Genomic DNA, 19,639 nt, shown 5'->3' on the forward strand with positions numbered 1-19,639 from the left:
CATCGGCTATCTGCAGGATGCCCATCTGGTCCATAAAGCGCGGCGGTTCGATCTCAAGGGCAAGCGGCATCTGGAATTTTACGAGAAAGATGGGGACTGAGATGGGGACTGGGACGGACTTAAAAACTTGAATTAATCCCGCTCCTTTGCCACTATCTCTCTCCCATGCCACGAACCGCCCGCATCGTTATCCCCCATCTGCTCCAGCACGTCATCGTGCGCGGCAACGAACGACGCGCCATCTTCGTCGATGACGACGATCGCCGGTAATTCTTACCTTATAGTTGTCACTTTGGCAGCCCCAGAGCTTTACGCTTGCTGACAATACGTGCCTCCAGCAGGTCGGCGGCTTTGTCCGGGTCCGGCTCCACCACGAAGCTTGCGCCCACCAGCGATTCCAGGCCGTTCAAGGCCAGATCGGTCACTGCCGGAGAACCCAGGATGTTGGGCGGCAGGCCGAGGTGGGTGTAGATCCCGCTGGCCACGGCATAAAGACCGATGGCGGCGGCTTTCTCCGAGTACCACTCGGGCGAGGAGGCGGCCACCGGCAAATCTGAGATGTCCACTCCCAACTCTTCGGCGATCAGGGCGCAGAGGTGGATGATACGGGAGTTATCCACGCAACTGCCGAAATGGACCACCGGCGGGATCCCTAAAGCACCGCAGATCTCTTGCAATCCCGGCCCGGCCTGGTCGATGGCTTGGGGCAGCAGCAGCCCCGCCTTGCCGGCGGCGGTGGTCACGCAGCCGGTGACCAGCACCAGGATGTCGCGCTGGATCAGGGCCTTGGTAAGGCCGATATTGCCGGAGTCCTGCTGAAATTTGGGGTTGTTGCAACCGACGATCCCCACCACCCCGCGAATCTTGCCGGCCTTGATCGCCTCCAGCAGCGGCGTCAGGCTGCCGCCTAAAGCGTTCAGGATGGCCTCGTTGCTGAATCCGGTCATGATCTCCACCGGCTGACTGGGGATTTCCACCCGCTGGGGATCCCTTTTTGAGAAGCCATCGATGGCCAATTGCACGATTTCCTTGGCCTGGGCCAGGGCGGTGGCCGGCTTGATGTCGAAATGCACCGCGCCGCTGAACCTGGCCTTGTTGGCGGTGGTAATAAATTGGGTGTGGTAACAGCCGGCGGCCTGGAGCAGGCTGGGCATGATGCACTGGTAGTCCACCACCACCGCTTCCACGGCGCCGGTGACCACGGCCAGTTCGGTCATCAGGTGGTTGCCGGCCATGGGAATGCCCCGGCGGGCCAGGATCTCATTGCCGGTGCAGCACAGGCCGGCGACATTGATCCCGCCGGCGCCGGCGGCTTCAGCCCGGGCCAGCATTTCCGGGTCGTTGGCGGCGGCCACGATCATCTCGCTGACCACCGGGTTGTGGCCGTGCACCAGGATGTTGACCTGCTCCTGGTTGATTACCCCCAGGTTGACGGTGGATTTTTTGGGGCTGGGGGTGCCGAAGATCACGTCGGAAAGCTCGGTGCCGATCATCGAGCCGGCCCAGCCGTCGGCCAGGGCGGTGCGGGCGGCGTGGATCAGGGTGCTGGCGGCATCGTTGTCGCAGCCCATGTGGGTGCGGTGCATCATCTCGGCGATCTCCCGGTCCACCCCCCGCGGGGTCATGCCCAGGGATTGCCAGATGGCCCGCCGCTTTTCCGGCACCCGGCCGAGGAAGGCCACCTCCTTTTTGCGGCTGCCGAAGTCGGCATAGAGAATCTCCATCACCGCCCGGGCCACGGCCGCCAGCGCACCGCCGCCGGCATCGGCCACCCCCAGCTCGCCGGCAATACGGCGCAGCTTGGCTTCGTCCTTTATTTGATAGTCCTTGGTTTCCCCTTCAACAATGGCCTCCAGTACTTCGATTAAATCGCGGCCATGGTCGGAATGACCCGCGGAACCGCCGGCGATAAAGCGGCCGAAGTTGCGGGCCACCACCACGTCGGCATCGGCGCCGCAGACCCCGCGGGGCATTTTGGCGGTGATCCGGCAGGGGCCCATCACGCAGTTGCGGCAACTGGTGCCCAACTCGCAGAATTTGCAGTGGGGGGTCTGCTGTTCCAGCCGGTCCCAGGCCGTTTCCACCCCGTCCTGCTCGGCCTTGCGCAGCATGGCCCGGGCATCTTCCCACAGCGATTTCTCTTCGATGGATTTTTTGTTTTTCTCCGCCATTGGTGCCTCCCGGATTATGGTTTTATTTACGGGCGATAACCGCCGTTTTTTTCACCGGGCCATCAGCGCCGGCAATCGCTTGACCCTAAAGAACAGAAGCCGCTGCCTTGGCCACTCGATCACGGTAGCAAAGCGGTAAAGGGGCGTCAAGCAACGAATCCGGCCAGGTTGTGCCGTAGATTAACTCCTCTTGCGGCGGTAAAACCAGTCGTACAGGCCGGTGAGCGAGAGCAGCAGCAGGCCGACGCCGCCGATGGGAACGATCAGCATGTAGCTCATCCCCAGCCATTTTTCGAAGATGCGGCCGTTGTGCAACTCAAAAAGCCAGTGCCACAGCGACATCGGGGTGTCGCGGCCGATTTCGGCGGGCATGGGCGGCGGCCGGCGATAGTCGCGGGGGTCGGTGGCCATCAGGCCGTCGTGGTAATCCACGCGGAAGCGGGGCCATTGGCCGGTTCCGGCCCCGGCCGGGACCTGTTCCATGACCACGGCGCTGAGCAGGTCGTTGCTCATGTATGGGTTGCCGCCCACAAGCCCGGGCCGGGGCAGCCGTTGGGTGCGGCCGCTGGCCTCTTCCCAGAGATAGAGCCCCATGAAGGAGCCCACCAGAATCATCCCCGGCTCCATTTCTGCTAAAACCGTCACCCCCATGCCGTGAATCGGCACCGGCACCCGCCGGGGCGAAAAAGGGTGGCTGAAGTCGGCCGGGCCCTGGAAGAAGCCGCCCTGGGTGGCCAGTAATATCTGGTCGCTGTCGCTCAGGTAGAGGGCCTTTTGGATATTGCCGCCAAAGTCGTCGCTGCGGGGGGAAAAGGCCAGCAGGGGGTGGTCCTGGCTCAACGAATAGGGTGCCAGGGCGATGAGCAGCGGCGGCCGTACCAGCGCCCCGCTGACCCCCAGGATAACCAGGAAAGCCATGGCGTAAACGCCGATCTTTAAGTGCCAGGGCCAGCAAAAGGTAAAAACCCGACCCGGTCGGCGTCGCCATTTTTTCAGCCAGCGGCTGCGCCAGGGCACGTACCAGATCACCAGGGCGCTGAGGCTGAGAAAAATCAGGGCCACCGCCACCAGATCCAGCAGCCATTTGCCCGCCGGGCCGATGATGTCGCCGTTGTGCATATCGTGCAGAATCCGGAACCAGGGTACCGGTCGCGGTTGGGTGGTCGGGGCCGCCGCCAGGTCGGCGGCGGTGAAGCGGTAGGTGCCCTTTGCGGCGCTTGGGGCCGCCCCGGACGGACGGTCGTGGGCCGGCAGGGGGCTGCGATAGGCACCCGAGCGAGTAAAGGCCACCAGCTCCCGGTCGGTGGCCACGATATCAACCACCGCCTCGCCCCGGGCCCCCGGCAATTCCACTGCTTGCCAGGGTTGCCGTGGCGGCTGGTGGTAAAGGCCGGAGCGGGTGGCGGCCAGCAGTTCAAGCGCCGGACCTTGGTTACCTTCAACTTGCGGGGAGGCCGTTTCGGCACCGGGGGGCGGCGGCAGGACCAGCAGCCCCAGGGTGTCGCGCCGGTAAGGGGTCGCCGGGAAGCCTTGGTCCAGCATGGTAAAAGTGCGACCGCCATCGGGACTGTGTACCACGCCGGGCTTGCCGGCCAGGAACCAGTCATCACCAATGATGGTGCCGGCACGCAGGTACATGCGGTTCCAGTTGCGGGGCTGGTAGTTGTCCGGAGTAACGGCCCAGGGCACCGACAGCGAGCTGATCGGGCCGGGGTTGTTGAGCAGCAGGCCGCTGAGGCCCATGGGCAGCAGGTAGATCAGCAGCAGCAGGCCGAAGTATTTGTGCAGGGTTTTGGAAACGCGGAAGATAAAGCGGAAAATAAAAGACAAGTGGCCGTCTCCTCAAAAACTGGTTGGTTGGCAAGCGAAGGTGGTTGGGACCGGGATTCCTTTACCCTACTATGAACCCCTGTCAATGCCCTTGTTCCGGCCTGCCGGCAGTTTAACGATTTTTTAACCCCCGCCGCAGTGACTGCGCCACGCCATATTTCTCTCTTGCGGTCCGGGCCTCTCTCCACTAAACTTCGGGGAATTTCACACCCCCGGTATTCCGGCAACATGGGCAGCAAAGCCGTTTTTTTGAGGAACCAGAGATTACAACGATAAGCGGTAACACCGCCGGCCTTAAGTCGGCTCAACTGAAGATGCTGGAACGCTTGGGGCGGCGCCGGCTGGATCCCGACCATATCATGACTCCGGAGATGGCTCGCCCCATGAGCGAACTTTCCCGGGAAATCGGGCGGCAACTGGGCCTGATCATCGACCGCTCGGGTCAGGTGGAACTGCTGCTGGTGGGGGATCACCGCTCCATCATGATCCCGGCCCTGCCCCAGAACCGGGTCGCCGGCGCCCGTCTGCGGGGGTTGCGCTGCCTGCACACCCACTTGGGCGGCGAAAAGCTCACCCAGGACGACTTCATGGACCTGCTCTTCCTGCGCCTGGACCTGATGAGCGCGCTGGAGGTCGATAACCAAGGGCGTCCCGGTAAATTGCACAGTGCCCACCTCAACCCCAGGGCCATGGGCGAACGGGATCCCGGTGCCGCCGCAGGAGCTGCCAAGGCAGAGGTCAAACCCTGGATTCTGCTCCCGCCCCAACAGGTTTCTCGGCAGCCGGACAACCTGCGGGAGCTGATCTCTTCCCTGGAGGCGGAGTTCAGCCGCCTGCGGCCGGTGCGCGAGGTGGATAAAGGGCGGGACCGGGCCATCCTGGTCAGTGTCAGCAGCGTCCCGCGGGCGGTGGCCGAGGAGTCCATGGCGGAACTTAAGGAATTGGCCGCCTCCGCCGGCGTTATGGTGCTGGCCGAGGTGATCCAGCGCCGCGACAAGATAAATCCCCGCCTGATTCTGGGCCGGGGCAAACTGGGAGAGATCATGCTGCAGGCCCTGCAGCTTAATGCCAACCTGCTGATCTTCGACCAGGAGCTTAATCCCTCCCAGGTACGTTCCATCACCGATCATACGGAAATGCGGGTCATCGACCGCACCCAGTTGATTCTCGATATCTTTGCCCGCCGGGCCCTGAGCCGGGAGGGGCGGTTGCAGATCGAAATGGCCCAGCTCAAATATCTGCTGCCCCGGCTGGGCACCCGCGACGACGCCCTTTCCCGGCTTACCGGCGGCATCGGCGGCCGGGGACCCGGCGAAACCAGGCTGGAAATCGACCGCCGCCGCACCCGCGACCGGCTCAATACGCTGGCTGCCAAGCTCAAGGCGGTGAGTAAGGAGCGTTACCGCCGCCGGGAGCGTCGGCGCAAAAAAGAGATTCCGGTCCTCTCTTTAGTGGGTTATACCAACGCCGGCAAGTCCACGCTGTTAAACGCCCTTACCGGCAGCGACATTCTGGCCGAAGACAAGCTTTTCGCCACCCTGGATCCCACCAGCCGTCGCCTGCGCTTCCCCGAAGAGATGGAGGTGATCATCACCGATACGGTGGGCTTTATCCGCCACCTGCCGGCGGAGCTGCTGCAGGCCTTCAAGGCCACCCTGGAAGAACTGGGCGAGGCCGATGTGCTGATCCACGTGGTGGATATCAGCAACCCTCGCTTTACCGAGCATATCAAGGTGGTGGAGGAGTTGCTGCGGGAATTGGAGCTGGATTTACTGCCCCGCCTTACGGTCTTCAATAAGGTTGACCTGTTGCCGGATCATGAGTGGGTGGCCGCCGAGGCGGCCCGTTACGACGCGGTGGTGGTCAGCGCCCTGGCTCCGGAAACCCTGCCGCCGCTGCTGGAAAGGGCGCGTCAGGCAATACTGAAAAACTGGTAATCTGCTAATCGGGGCACCCCGTGACCGCTTACTCCTTGGAAGATCGTCACGCAGGGGGTGTCCCGTGATCAGTTACTTGGCAACCGCTGGCGATGGATTGTCGCCCCCGGTCAACGGTTACGGTGACCAGTTATATCTGTGGAGGTTTGGTTGGTGCGTATTTTCCCGGGCCTGCTGTGCTGGCTGGCCGTTATTATATTGCTGCTGCCCGGACCGTCGGTTGCCAACGAGGGGCGGATCGACGAGATGGTGGTGACCAACTCCGACCGGGAGGTGCTGCTTTACTTTCAGGTGCGCGACTTCATGACCCCGGAAATGGAAGAGGGGGTCAAAAGCGGCCTGCCGCTGACCATGATCTTCCTGGTCGAATTGCACCGGCAACGCTGGGGCTGGCGAGACAGGAAGCTGGTGGAGCTGGAGTTTACCCATGTCTTAAGCTACGACAGCCTGAAGGATGAATATCGGGTAACCAGGGAAGAAGAGGAGGGCAGGGTGGTCTCCACCGCTTCCTTGGCCGAGGCCCGGCGGCTGCTGGGGCGGGTCAGTGGGCTTGCGGTGCTGCCCCTTTCGGAGCTGGAGCCCGACCAGACCTACTCCCTGAGCGCCAAGGCCAGGCTGGCGGAGAAAAGCCGCCCGCCGCTGCTGGGGCGCCTGTTGCCTTTTCGCCGCCTGTGGAGCTTTGAAACCGACTGGCACAGTGTAGAGTTTTATTACTGAGATGACCGGGATCAACTACGAAGATATCCGCGAGGAGATCGTTGCCCAGGATCGCCAGCGCCGCCGCCGGCGCCGCCGCTGGATTGTGCTTGCGCTGCTGGCCTTTTTCGCCCTGCTTACGTACTTCGAGGCCACGGTCTTCGAGTTGGGCGAACTGGATCTGCCGGTCAGCGGCAACCTGTTGGTCTTTATCATGATCAACATTAATATCCTGCTGCTGGTGGCGGTGGTTTTTCTTGTGCTGCGCAGCCTGGTGGAGCTTATTTTCGAGCGCCGGCGCCGGGTGCTGGGTACCCGGCTGCGCACCAAGATGGTCATTTCTTTTGTTTCCCTCACCCTGATTCCCACCGGCCTGCTGTTTTTTGTTTCCCTGCAGTTTGTTTCCACCAGCATCGATTACTGGTTCAATATCAACGTTGAGCATTCCCTGGTGGAGTCCCTGGATCTGGCCCGGGATGTCTACCGGGACACCCGGACCGAAACGGTGCGGGAGGGCGAGGCCATTGCCGCCCTGTTGCAAACGCGGCGCTACCCTTATCGGCCGGATCAGATTACCCAGCCTTTTTTGCGCGACACTTTGAACAGCCATGGTTTGAGCGGGATCGAGATCATCGGTGAGGAGCGCAGCAGCCTGGCCGCCGTTTATTTGCCGGAGTTGGCCGCCGCCGGGGTGCCGGAGGTGCCGGCGGACCTGCTGCGCCAGGCGCTGGGGGGGGAAAGCGGCCTGTCGGTGATCCAGGAGGTTGCCGCCGGGGAACTGGTGCGGAGCCTGACCCCCTTTACCTGGTCGGGCCTGCAGCAGGAGGAAAAGGCAGTACTGGTACTCTCGCGCCTGATTCCCGCCGAGCGCCTGGAGCGGATGGCCGCCATCTCTTCGGGCCTGGAAAGTTACCGGCAGTTGATGCTTTTTCAAACCCCCATTAAAACCAGCCTGCTGGTTACCCTGCTGATCGTGACCCTGCTGATTGTCTTTTGCGCCATCTGGTTCGGCTTCTACGTGGCCTCCGGGCTTACCGGCCCGATCCGCAAACTGGCAGAGGCGACCCGCCGGGTGGCCGATGGTGATCTGGAGTTTGAGCTGGAAAAAACCTCCGGCGATGAAATGGGCACCCTGGTGGATTCCTTTAACCGCATGACCCGGGATCTGCTGGCCAGCCGCCGCCAGATAGAACAGACCGCCCAGGAACTGGATCGCCGTCGCCGCTATACCGAAACCATTCTGCAGAACGTGGCCGCCGGGGTGATTTCGCTGGACGACTCCGGCCGGGTAATTACCATCAACCGCTTTGCCGGAGAGCTGCTCAAGGTGCGCCAGGAGGAGATTGTCGGCCGCCATTACCGGGCCATCCTGCACCGTGAACACCTCAAGGTCCTGGAAGGCTTCCTGCAAGAGTTGGCCCGGTCGGGCAAAAATTCCATCCAGCGCCCCCTGCGCCTCACCGTGGAGGAAGAGGTCCTGTCGCTGCGGATCAACTTTACCCGGCTTTATGATGAAGAGGGGCGCCCCCTGGGGGTGGTGCTGGTGTTCGATAATTTAAGTGAACTGGAAAAGGCCCAGCGGATGGCGGCCTGGCGGGAAGTGGCCCGCAGTATTGCCCACGAGGTGAAAAATCCGCTCACCCCCATCCAGCTCTCCGCCCAGCGGCTGCGCAAAAAATATCTTGAGCGCCTGGCGGGCGATAACGAGGTCTTTGATCTCTGCACCCGCACCATCATCAGCCAGGTGGAGGAATTGCAGCGGCTGGTCAGTGAGTTTTCCAACTTTGCCCGCATGCCGGCCATTGCCAAAAGCCTGAATGATCTGGTGGTCATGGTGGATGATGTATTGGTGCTTTATCGCGAGGGGCACAAGGAGATCAGTTTCCGCCGGGAGGGGGAGGAGTCGGTGCCGCTGCTTTTCGACCCCAAACAGATGAAACGGGTGTTGATCAACCTGCTGGATAACGCGGTGGCGGAGGTGCCGGCCGGCCAGGGCGAGATCAAAGTGCTCTTGAGCCACGACCGGGAGCGCGGGGTGGCGGTGCTGGAGGTTTGCGACAACGGGCCGGGGATTAAAGAGGAGAACAAACCCCGCCTGTTTGAGCCGTATTTTTCCACCAAAAAGGCCGGCACCGGCCTGGGGCTGGCCATTGCCGGCACCGTGGTGACCGATCATGGCGGTACTATTCGGGTGCGGGACAACCAGCCCCACGGGGCCTGTTTCGTGGTGGAGTTGCCGTTGAGCGGGCAGAGCGAGCCGGAAGAAGTGTAAAAAAAACCTTTTATTTTATACCAAGGTCCCATATAGTCATTTTGTTGTCGTTCCCTGGGGCTCTGGGTGGCCATAATAATAATTTTTTGCAGAACGACTGGTGAATATGGCGTTTGATCAGTTGTGTGCCATGGAAATCTGTGTGGTGGACGAGGACCCGGTACGGGCCCAACGGCTAAGCGCTTTGTTGCGGGATGAAGGAGATTTTACCGCCGTCAGTTGGCTGGATTCCCAGGAAGCCTTGCGTCAACGCTTTTCCCCGGCCAGTCCGTTTGATCCCCCCCGGCCTCTGCATCTGGCTTTGCTAAGCGACTCTCTCCCCGCAGATAATGTGCTTTCCTTGTGCAAAATGCTGGATGAGCAAGGTGTCACTTCGGTGTTGATGGCGGATGCCGGTGGGGCTTGGCGAGGTGCGGAGGCCAACCGGGTGTTTGATGCCGGGGCGGTGGATATCCTGTTCCGACCCTGGTCGGAAACCGAGGTGATACCGCGGATCTTCCTGGCCCTGCGCTTGCACCAGGAGCGACTTGTCCGCCGTCGGCGGGAAGTGCACCTGGAAAAGGAGTTGGCGGAGCGCCGGGTGATGGAGGCCCGCCTGAAGCACCGGGTAGGGCATGATGAGCTTACCGGGCTGCCCAACCGCAGCCAGCTGGAAGGGGCCCTGGAACTGGCCCTGATCAGGGCCCAGAACTTTCAGCGCTCCGGGGCCCTGCTGTATCTTGATGTTGATCATTTCAAGTTGCTCAATGACACCGAAGGGCATGAGTCCGGCGACAAACTGCTCACCGGGGTAGCCGGTGTTTTGCGGCGCCGGGTGTTGCCTCGCCATCTGGCCGTTCGTATCGGCGGCGACGAATTTGCCGTGCTGCTGGAAAACACCACCACCGAAGATGTCCTGAAGTTGGCCGAAGAGCTGAGGGAACTGCTGCACGAATACCGCTTCGAAGGTTGCCTGGGGTGCTACAACCTGGGGGCGAGTATCGGGGTGGCGCTGATGTCGCCGGGTGAATCGTTGCAGGCCGGTGAACTGCTGTCGCGGGCCGACCAGGCCTGCCACGTGGCCAAAAGAAGAGGCCGCAACCGGGTGCACTGTTACGATCCCGAAGACCCTGAAGTGGTCGGGCTGAAGCGTGATGCAACCTGGGTGCCGATGTTGCGACAGGCCCTGCGCAACGGCAGTTTTGCCCTGGAATTTCAGCCCATCGTACGGGCGCGGGATGGCGCCTGCTGCCACTACGAGGCCCTGATCCGGCTGCTGGAAAACGGCAAGATGTACAGCCCCGGGGAGTTCATTCCCTCGGCGGAGAGGATGGGTCTGATCCACCAACTCGACCTCTGGGTGGTGGAGGCGGCGGTTGACCGGCTGGCGGCCATGCCGCTCACCGAAGGGCAAGAGCCAATCCGCCTGAGCATCAACCTGTCGGCTTACGCCCTCCGCAATCCTGTTCTGATGCCCCTGTTGGAGCGCAAGCTGGAAATGACCGGCCTCTCACCGCGGCGCCTGATGTTTGAAATTACCGAAACCACGGCGGTAACTCAACTGAAACAGGCCCGGGAGCTGGTGGAACGCATGCGGAGCCTTGGCTGCCGTTTTGCCCTCGATGATTTTGGTTCAGGCTTTTCCACCTTCAATTACCTGAAACATTTTCCGGTGGATATGCTGAAAATCGACGGCTCTTTCGTGGTTAACATGCTCAAAAACCCAACCGATGAATTGCTGGTGCGCTCCATGGTGGAACTGGCCCACAGCCTGGACAAGCAAGTGATCGCCGAATTTGTCGAAGATGAAGCAACGGCCCGGCGGCTGCGGGAGATAGGGGTTGATTATCTCCAGGGTTTTTACCTGGGTCGGCCGCAATCCCGCATGGAATCCTTGCTGCCGCCTTCTTTCCTGGGTGCTGCCAGGGCAGGGAGCTAACTTATTCATGTCTTATTCGCCGCTTACCGATAACTCGTTCGATCACGTCCCAGTATCGCTTTCTCCCCGGGATCTGGTGCGGGGAGAAATCACCTTGGCCTCGCTGCCGGCGCTGTACCATGAGTTGAACCGGGTGGTGGCCACGCCCGGCAGTGTCGCCCAGGATGCCGCACTGGTGATCGAACGTGATCCGGCCCTGGCCGCCCGCCTGCTGGCCCTGGTGAACAGCGCCTATTACGGTTTGGTCCGCCAGGTGGATACCATTGCCCATGCCATTACCCTGGTGGGCTTGGAGGAGCTTCGCACTCTGGTGCTGGCCACGGTGGTGGTGGAAAAATTCAGCGGCCTGCCCAATGAGTTGGAGGACATGGCCGATTTCTGGCGCCAGAGCCTGGTCTGTGCCGTGGTCGCCCGCGGGCTTTCGTTAAAAACCGGTCGGGCCTCGGTGGCCGGCCGGCTGTTTACCGCCGGTTTGCTGCATCGGGTGGGTGACCTGTTGATTTTTCGCCGTTTGCCGGAGCTGGCCCGCCAGGCCCTGTTACATCACCGTGACAATGGCCTTCCCCGCTGGGAGGCCGAGCGGCGGTTGCTGGGGTTTGATTATGCCCAGGTGGGAGCGGAGTTGGCCCAATGGTGGCAATTTCCGCCGGAGCTGGTAGAGCTGCTGGCGCTTCAGCAGCAGCCGGAAAAGGCCAGTATTTGTCAGCAGCATTGCGCCCTGCTTTGTTTGGCGGTCAATGCCGCTCATGGCGGGGAGCTACCGCCGGCGGCCGCCAGTTGGCAATTGGCCGAGGTAAGCCCGCAGGTTTTAGCCGGAATTCTGGCTGAGGCTGATCGGCAGGTGGCGGAAATCGCCGGAGTATATGGTATATCCTGTTAAGCTGCATTTCTTGTGCTTGCTTTTTCCTTCCTTTCCTGATCCTCCCGCCGGCCCCATCAGGCCAAAATGTTTGCCCGGCCGCGGCGGCTGGGCTATGCCCTTATTGCTTAGCAAAACATTAAATCCGGGATCACTTGGTTTATCTTGCGGTTGGGTGATGAGGTCGGTACGAGGTGTTTTAAGATGAAAACGGAACAACAGCGTCGCATACTGGTCGTTGATGATGAGGCGGGGATTCGCGAGTCCATGGCCGGCATTCTGGCCGACGAGGGTTTTGTCGCCTTAACGGCCGAAAATGGTGAACAGGGTCTGGAGTTGCTGGAAAATGAGCCGGTGGATCTGGTGTTGCTGGATATCTGGATGCCGGGGGTCGATGGCATGGAGATTCTGGGTCGCCTCCGGGACTTGTATCCCCACCTGCCGGTGATCATGATTTCCGGCCACGGGACCATCGAAACCGCCGTGCAGGCAACCCGCATGGGGGCCTATGACTTCATCGAAAAACCGCTTTCCTACGATAAGGTGATTCTGGCCATCAATAACGCCCTGCGCCTCTCCCGTCTGGAAGAGGAAAATTTTATATACCGGCAGCAGGCCAAGCGCCATGCGCTCACCGGCGAATCAGCTCCCATCAGGCAACTGCGCCAGCAGATCGAGCGGGTGGCTCCCACTGAAGCCTGGGTGTTGATCCGGGGCGAGCACGGTACCGGTAAGGAGCTGGTGGCGCAAACCATTCACCGGCTGTCGCCGGCGGCCAATCAGCCCATGGTGGAACTCAACTGTGCGGCGATTCCCGAGGAGTTGATTGAATCGGAGCTGTTCGGGCATGAAAAAGGTTCTTTCACCGGCGCTGCCACGGCCAAGCGGGGCAAGTTCGACCAGGCCGACGGCGGCCTGCTTTTTCTTGATGAAATCGGCGACATGAGCCTGGCCACCCAGGCCAAGATTCTGCGGATTCTGCAGGAGCAGAAGTTTGAACGGGTGGGGGGGGCGAAAACCATCAAGGTCAATGTGCGGGTGCTGGCGGCCACCAACAAAAACCTGGAAGAAGAAATAGATAAGGGAAACTTTCGGGCCGACCTGTTTTATCGCCTCAATGTGGTGCCCATCTTTGTGCCGCCCCTGCGCCGGCGCCGGGAAGACATTCCCCTGCTGGTGGCCGATTTTGTCGCCGAGTTCAGAAACAAGAGCCTGGGGGGCAAAGATTTTACCCCGGAGGCGGTGGCGGTGATGCAGGAGTACGATTGGCCGGGTAATGTGCGCGAGTTGCGCAACTTTGTCGAGCGCACCCTGATTATGAGTCCCGAAGAGCGGATAGAGGCCGCCATGGTGCGCCAGTTGTTGGCTCTGCCGGGGGCGGCAGCCGGGGCGGCGGTGGACCCGGGCAGCTATCTAGAGCTGAGCTATAAAGATGCCAAGCGCTCTTTTGAGCGGGAATATTTAAGGATGTGCCTGGCCGCCAACAATGGTAATATCTCGCAGACGGCGGAACAGATCGGCCTGGAGCGCAGTCATTTGCATAAAAAATTGAAAACCCTGGAGCTTGAACCCGAGGGAAACGCTCCCCAGGGCCAGTAAACGGTTGATTTAAGGAAGGTCATGAGCGACACCGAAGATGTAAATTTTCCCAGCCAGAAGGAACTGGAGCGGGAAATCAGTGAATATTTGAGCAATAAGTACGGCAAAAAAGTGCGCATCATTTCCGCCGGCCAGTTTCCCATGGCCGGCCAGGCTCCGGCCGGGGACGAAGAGCATGCCGGCCAGCCGGCGGCAGTGCCGCCGGATTTTCACTTCGATCTGGCCCCGGAAGAGTTGATTGCGCATCTTGACCAGTATGTGGTGGGGCAGGAGGAGGCCAAGGCGATCCTGGCCACCAAGATCTGCACCCATTTCAACCGTATCAGCCGCAGTCTGTCGCGCCCCGGCGGCGAGGCCGGCAGCGGCCGCAACGTAGGCAGAATCAAGAACAACGTGCTGCTTATCGGCCCCACCGGGGTGGGCAAAACCTACCTGATCAAGCTGATTGCCCAGCACATCGGGGTGCCCTTCGTTAAAGGGGATGCCACCAAGTTCAGTGAAACCGGCTACGTGGGCGGCGATGTCGAGGATCTCATCCGTGATCTGGTCCGGGAGGCGGATAACGACCTGGAGCGGGCCCGGTTCGGCATTGTTTATCTCGATGAGGTGGACAAGATCGCCGGCGGCGTCGACCGCCGGGGACTGGATGTTTCCCGCAGCGGGGTGCAGCGGGCCCTGCTCAAGCCCATGGAAGAGACCGAGGTGGAGATGAAGGTGCCCCACGACCCCATCGCCATGATGGAGGCGGTGGAGCATTACCGGCTTACCGGCAAGCGGCAGCGCAAAAGCATCAACACCCGCCATATCCTGTTTATTATGAGTGGCGCCTTTTCGGGGCTGGATGAAATCATCGGTCGCCGCCTGCAGCAGCGTTCCATCGGTTTTGAAAATACCGTGGCCGCGGCCGCCCCGGCCCGTCCCGGCGCCTTGATGGCCCGGGCCCGGGCCGAGGACCTGGTGGAGTACGGTTTTGAAAGCGAGTTTATCGGTCGGCTGCCGGTGCTGGCGGTACTCTCCGAGTTGAGCGAAGACGATCTCTACGAGATTTTAAGCAGCCCCAACAGCGCCGTGGTGGTGGGCAAAAAGCAGGATTTCCGGGCTTATGGCATTGAGCTGCGCTTTGAAGACGCCGCTTTGCGCAAGCTCGCTGCCTTGGCGGCCCGGGAAAGCACCGGGGCCCGGGCGCTGGTCAGTGTGATGGAGAGGGTGCTGCTGCATTTTGAGAAAAAACTGCCCTCCACCGATATCCGCCAGCTGGTGGTAACTCCCGAGTTGGTGGCCGATCCGGCCGGGGAGTTGGCCAAGCTGCTCAAGGACAGCCGGGTTCGCAAGCGCCACAGCAAAAAATGCGAAAAGCTGGCGGCCGCGGAGCAGGAACGACTGATGACCTTTATCCGCGAGCGGCTGGGAGATTACCTGGAGAACCACGATGTGCTGCCCACCCCGGAGCGACTGCGGATGATGGCCATGGAAGTGGAAGCGGAAGACCTTGAGCCCGCCGAGGTCTGCGAGCGTTTCATCGACCTGGTGGCGCTGGTAAACGACCGGGCTCGGCAGGTGTCCCGGGATTGCGGGCTGGAGTTGAGTTTCAGCGAAGAGGCGGTGGATCGCCTGCTGGCCCGCATGCCCCGCAGCGAAGAGACGGTGGGGGAGGCCTGCGACCAGGTGCTGCAGGCCATGGAATACGGCCTGCGGCTGCTCAGCCAGCGCCGCCGGGCCCCGGAACTGGTAATCCCCGCCGACGGAGTGGACGCCCCGGACAGCTTTATCAACCAGGTGGTGAACAAAACCTTCAAACTGGAGTAAACGAACCGCAGCACCGCATCTTCGGGCGATCAGCCAGGCTTACGTACAGGGGGTACGCTGCGCCTGGCTGCTTGCCCGAACCTGCGGCACTGCTGTTCGTTTACGGCCCGTTAAATCAGCAGTTATTGGCTCTGGTAAACGATTACAAACTGGATTAGGAGCAAACCATGATTTATCCCGATTATCGCCCCCGGCGCCTGCGGCGGAATGAAAACCTGCGCTCCCTGGTGCGGGAAACGGTGCTTACCCCGGCCCAGTTGATCTACCCCCTCTTTGTGATGCCCGGCAAGAACAAGCGCGAGGAGATCTCCTCCATGCCCGGGGTCTTCCGGCTGTCGGTGGATCAGTTGGCCAAAGAGGCTAAAGAGTGCCGCAAGCTGGGGGTCAACCATGTCATTCTTTTCGGTTTGCCGGAAAAAAAAGACCGGGTGGGCTCCGGGGCCCATGCCACCGATGGCATTATCCAGCGGGCCATCAAGGAGCTCAAGAACAAAGCGCCGGAACTGACGGTCTCCACCGATGTCTGCCTGTGCGAATATACCAGCCATGGTCATTGCGGGATTATTCATGAAGGCATGGTGGACAACGATGCCACCGTCGAGGTGCTGGCCCGTACCGCCCTGTCGCATGCCAAGGCCGGGGCCGATATCGTCGCCCCGTCGGACATGATGGACGGCCGGGTGGGGGAGATCCGGGCCGCCCTGGACGAACACAACTTCGACCAGGTGGCCATCATGTCTTACGCCGTCAAGTACGCCTCGGCCTTTTACGGCCCCTTCCGGGACGCCGCCGACTGCGCCCCCCAGGAGGGTGACCGCCGGGGGTATCAGATGGACCCGGCCAATGCCCGGGAGGCCCTGCGTGAGGCCACCCTGGATGTGGAAGAGGGGGCCGACATCCTGATGGTCAAGCCGGGGATGCCCTACCTCGATATCATCCGGCTGCTGCGCGATGAATTCGACCACCCCATTGCCGCCTACCAGGTCAGCGGCGAGTACGCCATGCTCAAGGCCGCCGCCATCAACGGCTGGCTCGACGAAGAGCGGGTGATGGCCGAAAGTCTGCTCTCTTTGCGCCGGGCCGGGGCCGATATGATTCTGACTTATTTTGCCAAGCAGATGGCCAAGTTGTTGTAACAGTGCCGGCCCGGTGGGCGCTGCGGTAAATTTATCTCCGGGGAGGGATTTTGTTTATTTTTTCTGTTTTACCATGGTCGCTCAGGTTGGCGGTTGTGGTGGGGCTGGCGCTGCTGCTTGGCGGCTGCGGTTCTTCCCGCCTGGTACTGGCTGAGCAAAGCGAGCTGACCCAACTGCATGAAGAGCTGCAACGGCAGCAACTGCAACTGGCCGAGTTGGCCCTGGCCCAGGATGAAACCCATTTCAGCCTGCTGGATGCCGCTGAGGAAATGAGGCGGCAGCTGGCCGAGATAGCTGCCGACCAGAAGGGGATGCTGACCAGGCAGCAGGAATGGGAAGAGTTTGTCCGCGATAATCACCTGCTGAGATCGGCCCAGGAAGAGCAAAAAGCGGCTTTGCAGGTTGAACTGCCGGCCTTTGCCAGGACGGCCGACGACAAACAACTGGTTGGCGCCGTGGAAAAGGTGTTTCTTGCGCCGCCCGGTTCCATGTTTTCCGCCCGGATCGATACCGGTGCCACCACCTCATCGCTGGATGCCCACGATATTGAACGTTTTGAGCGAGACGGCGAGAGCTGGGTGCGCTTTGTCCTGGTAGATCCCGAAGACGACCGCCGGATCACCATGGAGCGCAAGGTGGTCCGTCATGCTCGGATCATTCAGGCGGTGGCGGAGGATCCCGAGCGCCGGCCGGTGGTGAAGCTGGGGGTGACCGTGGGGCATAACACCCAGACCGCCGAGTTTACCTTGTCCGATCGTCGTCACCTGGAGCATCCGGTCCTGATCGGCCGCAATATTCTCCGGGATATCATGGTGGTGGATGTAAGTCAGCGCAATATTGCCCCGCCCCGCCCTCCCGAGGAGTTTGTCCACCCCCTGCCTGAGGAGTAATTTTTTGCGGTCCCGCCTTCTTTTTTACCTGCTGGTGCTGGCCATGATCATGGCCGGCGGTTTCATTGCCTGGCAGCGCCACCTGCAGACCGGCATCCCGCTGTTGCCCGGGGAACAGGCCCCGGTCTGGCTGGTGGAGGCCCGGGTGGATTTCAACGCCGATGGCGGGGCGGTAACCGTCAACCTGGATATTCCCGATGATCCGCCGGGTTTTTTTCTCCTGGCGGAACAGACCGCCTCGCCGGGTTACGGTTTTTCCATTTTGGAAGATAACGGCAACCGCCGGGGCGAGTGGACGATCCGCCGGGCTTCAGGGCCTCAAACCATGTACTACAAAATCCAGCTGGTGCCCTGGGGCGGGCAAATGGCGTCGCCCGCCGGGGCCGAGGAACGACGGGCGGCGACCAGGGCATCGGTGCCCGAGCCCGTCGATGTTTTCTGGGAGGAGGCGGAGGCGGTGGCCGCCCGCCAATTGCTGGCCGTGGCTCGGGAACGCTCCAGCACGCCGGAGAGTTTGACCCGGGAGCTGATTAAGCTGCTGGCCGCGGCGGAACCCGACCAGAATGCCGCCTTGCTGCTGGCCTCTTCTTCACTGGTGCCTTTGCTGGAAAAATTGCTCAACTACAGCCGGTTGCCCACCCGCGTTGTCAATGGTTTGTACCTGGAAGACGGCCGCCGCAATCAGCAGCTGACCCCCAAGCTGGAGGTATTTGTCGGTGGACGCTGGCAGCTGTTCGACCCGCACACCGCCCGCCAGGGCGTGCCGGACAATTTTCTGCTTTGGAATCAGGACCGCCGCTCACTGCTGGATGTAAGTGGCGGTTATAACTCCCAGGTCCGTTTTGCCATGCTCAGCCAGTACGTACCGTCGGTGCAACTGGCCCGCACCACTGCCGGCGGTTCCGGCTTTGACCTGTTTGGGGTGCACAGTCTGCCGGTGGAAGAGCAGGCCATGCTGAAGATGCTGCTGTTGCTGCCCGTCGGCGCCCTGGTGCTGGTTTTTATGCGTATTATGGTGGGGGTGCAGACTTCGGGCACCTTCATGCCCATTCTCATCGCCCTGGCTTTTCTGAAGACCACGCTGCTGCCCGGCCTGATCAGTTTTGTCTCCATCGTCGCCTTCGGGCTGCTGCTGCGGGGCTATCTTTCCGGTTTGAACCTGCTGCTGGTGGCCCGCATCGCCACCATTGTCATCATCGTCATTTTCATTATCGTCCTCTCCAGTCTTCTTGGTTATCAACTGGGCTTCAACACCGGGATGACGGTAACCTTCTTTCCCATTATTATCATCGCCTGGACCATCGAGCGCATGTCCATTCTCTGGGAAGATGAAGGGCCCTGGGAGGTGTTGAAGCAGGGCGGCGGCAGCCTGCTGGTGGCGGTGCTGGCCTATCTTCTGATGCAGTGGCCGGTGATGGCCCACTGGAGTTTCCACTTCCCGGAGATCAACCTGATCGTCGTGGCCCTGATCATGCTGATGGGCAACTATACCGGTTACAAGTTGCTTGAGTTGCACCGTTTCCGGGCGTTGGTTCGATCGGAGGAGGCGTGAGCTGGTGGATCAGTCCGCAGCGGTTGCGGCGGCTGGGGATTTTGGGGATGAACTGCCGCAATGTGGATTTCATTGGCCGCTATAACCCGCGCCGGCTTTATCCCTTGGTGGATGACAAGCTCAAGACCAAGATCCTGGCTGAAAAGCATGGAATTCCCGCCCCGCAGCTCCTGTTTTCGGTGCGGGAGCAGTTTCGGCTGAGAAAGCTTGCCGAGCTTTTACAACCCTTGACCGGTTTTGCCGTTAAACCCGCCAAAGGCTCTGGTGGCAAAGGGATCCTGGTAATTCAGGGGCAGCAGGACGGGGTTTACCTGAAGGCCTCGGGCCGGCGCTTGGGGCTTGAGGATGTTAAACGCCATATCTCCAATATTCTGGCCGGGCTTTACTCCCTGGCCGGGACCCCCGATGCCGCCATCGTCGAACAGCTGATCCAGTTGGACCCCCGCTTCGAAAATTACTCATACCAGGGTATTCCCGATATCCGGGTGATCGTCTTTCAGGGTTACCCCGTCATGGCCATGTTGCGCCTGGCCACCCAGGCCTCCGATGGCAAGGCCAACCTGCACCAGGGGGCGGTGGGGGTGGGTCTGGATATTGCCACCGGGCGCTGCCTGAAGGCGGTCCAGTATTCCCTGCCGCTAACCAGGCACCCGGATACCGGGGCGGACTTTACCCGCCTGCAGATTTCCGACTGGCCGGAGTTGCTGACCATGGCCGCCCGCTGCTATGAGGTGACCGGCCTGGGTTATCTGGGGGTGGATATCGTGCTGGACAAGCAGCGCGGGCCGCTGGTGCTGGAGCTTAACGCCCGCCCCGGGCTGGCCATTCAGGTGGCCAGCGAGCAGGGCCTGCTGGCCCGCTTGCGGCGGCTGGAAAACCTTGACCGGCGCCATGACAGCGTGGCCCAGCGGGTGGAGTTTACCCGCCGGTTTTTTGCCGGGGAGCCCGTGTAGGGCGAGGGTAATCGCTGATC

13 protein-coding genes are annotated in these 19,639 nt (G+C 61.2%); 11 read left to right on the forward strand and 2 right to left on the reverse strand.

Annotated elements, in window-relative coordinates; all coding sequences use genetic code 11:
• Positions 1 to 287: 287 nt before the first annotated feature.
• Positions 288 to 2,171 carry an anaerobic carbon-monoxide dehydrogenase catalytic subunit gene (cooS, locus tag DAAHT2_RS01720; RefSeq protein WP_013162574.1) on the reverse strand — a complete coding sequence of 628 codons (1,884 nt, stop codon included), beginning with the start codon at positions 2,169 to 2,171 and terminating at the stop codon, positions 288 to 290.
• 180 nt (positions 2,172 to 2,351) lie between these two features.
• The gene (locus DAAHT2_RS01725; protein WP_013162575.1) at positions 2,352 to 4,001 is read right to left on the reverse strand and encodes a PepSY-associated TM helix domain-containing protein; all 1,650 of its coding nucleotides are present in this window, start codon (positions 3,999 to 4,001) and stop codon (positions 2,352 to 2,354) included.
• Positions 4,002 to 4,315: 314 nt separating this feature from the next.
• Between DAAHT2_RS01725 and hflX the strand changes: the two genes are divergently transcribed.
• The 11 genes from hflX to DAAHT2_RS01780 all read left to right on the forward strand — a co-directional run bounded on the left by hflX (position 4,316) and on the right by DAAHT2_RS01780 (position 19,619).
• Entirely contained in the window at positions 4,316 to 5,938 is a 1,623-nt protein-coding gene (hflX, locus tag DAAHT2_RS01730; protein ID WP_013162576.1) for a GTPase HflX, read from the forward strand.
• Between the two features lie 153 nt (positions 5,939 to 6,091).
• The gene (locus tag DAAHT2_RS01735) at positions 6,092 to 6,655 is read left to right on the forward strand and encodes a DUF4390 domain-containing protein (RefSeq protein WP_013162577.1); all 564 of its coding nucleotides are present in this window, start codon (positions 6,092 to 6,094) and stop codon (positions 6,653 to 6,655) included.
• A gap of 1 nt (position 6,656) precedes the next feature.
• Complete coding sequence (locus DAAHT2_RS01740; RefSeq protein ID WP_013162578.1) at positions 6,657 to 8,906, forward strand: sensor histidine kinase; 2,250 nt, start codon at positions 6,657 to 6,659, stop codon at positions 8,904 to 8,906.
• Positions 8,907 to 9,012: 106 nt separating this feature from the next.
• Positions 9,013 to 10,824: a putative bifunctional diguanylate cyclase/phosphodiesterase gene (locus DAAHT2_RS01745; protein WP_013162579.1), complete on the forward strand. Its 1,812-nt coding sequence runs from the start codon at positions 9,013 to 9,015 to the stop codon at positions 10,822 to 10,824.
• A 7-nt stretch (positions 10,825 to 10,831) separates the two neighbouring features.
• Positions 10,832 to 11,704, forward strand: a complete 873-nt coding sequence (locus DAAHT2_RS01750) for an HDOD domain-containing protein (protein WP_013162580.1) — start codon at positions 10,832 to 10,834, stop codon at positions 11,702 to 11,704.
• Between the two features lie 183 nt (positions 11,705 to 11,887).
• Positions 11,888 to 13,282 carry a sigma-54-dependent transcriptional regulator gene (locus tag DAAHT2_RS01755; RefSeq protein ID WP_013162581.1) on the forward strand — a complete coding sequence of 465 codons (1,395 nt, stop codon included), beginning with the start codon at positions 11,888 to 11,890 and terminating at the stop codon, positions 13,280 to 13,282.
• Positions 13,283 to 13,303: 21 nt separating this feature from the next.
• Positions 13,304 to 15,088, forward strand: a complete 1,785-nt coding sequence (locus DAAHT2_RS01760; RefSeq protein ID WP_013162582.1) for an AAA family ATPase — start codon at positions 13,304 to 13,306, stop codon at positions 15,086 to 15,088.
• Between the two features lie 167 nt (positions 15,089 to 15,255).
• Positions 15,256 to 16,224, forward strand: a complete 969-nt coding sequence (gene hemB, locus DAAHT2_RS01765; protein ID WP_013162583.1) for a porphobilinogen synthase — start codon at positions 15,256 to 15,258, stop codon at positions 16,222 to 16,224.
• A 50-nt stretch (positions 16,225 to 16,274) separates the two neighbouring features.
• Positions 16,275 to 17,114: an ATP-dependent zinc protease family protein gene (locus tag DAAHT2_RS01770; RefSeq protein ID WP_013162584.1), complete on the forward strand. Its 840-nt coding sequence runs from the start codon at positions 16,275 to 16,277 to the stop codon at positions 17,112 to 17,114.
• Positions 17,115 to 17,118: 4 nt separating this feature from the next.
• Complete coding sequence (locus DAAHT2_RS01775; RefSeq protein ID WP_013162585.1) at positions 17,119 to 18,666, forward strand: inactive transglutaminase family protein; 1,548 nt, start codon at positions 17,119 to 17,121, stop codon at positions 18,664 to 18,666.
• The gene (locus tag DAAHT2_RS01780) at positions 18,663 to 19,619 is read left to right on the forward strand and encodes an alpha-L-glutamate ligase-like protein (protein ID WP_013162586.1); all 957 of its coding nucleotides are present in this window, start codon (positions 18,663 to 18,665) and stop codon (positions 19,617 to 19,619) included. Before DAAHT2_RS01775 ends, DAAHT2_RS01780 begins: the two co-directional genes overlap by 4 nt.
• Positions 19,620 to 19,639 lie beyond the last annotated feature (20 nt).

This window comes from Desulfurivibrio alkaliphilus AHT 2, assembly GCF_000092205.1.
Taxonomy (GTDB): Bacteria; Desulfobacterota; Desulfobulbia; order Desulfobulbales; family Desulfurivibrionaceae; genus Desulfurivibrio; species Desulfurivibrio alkaliphilus.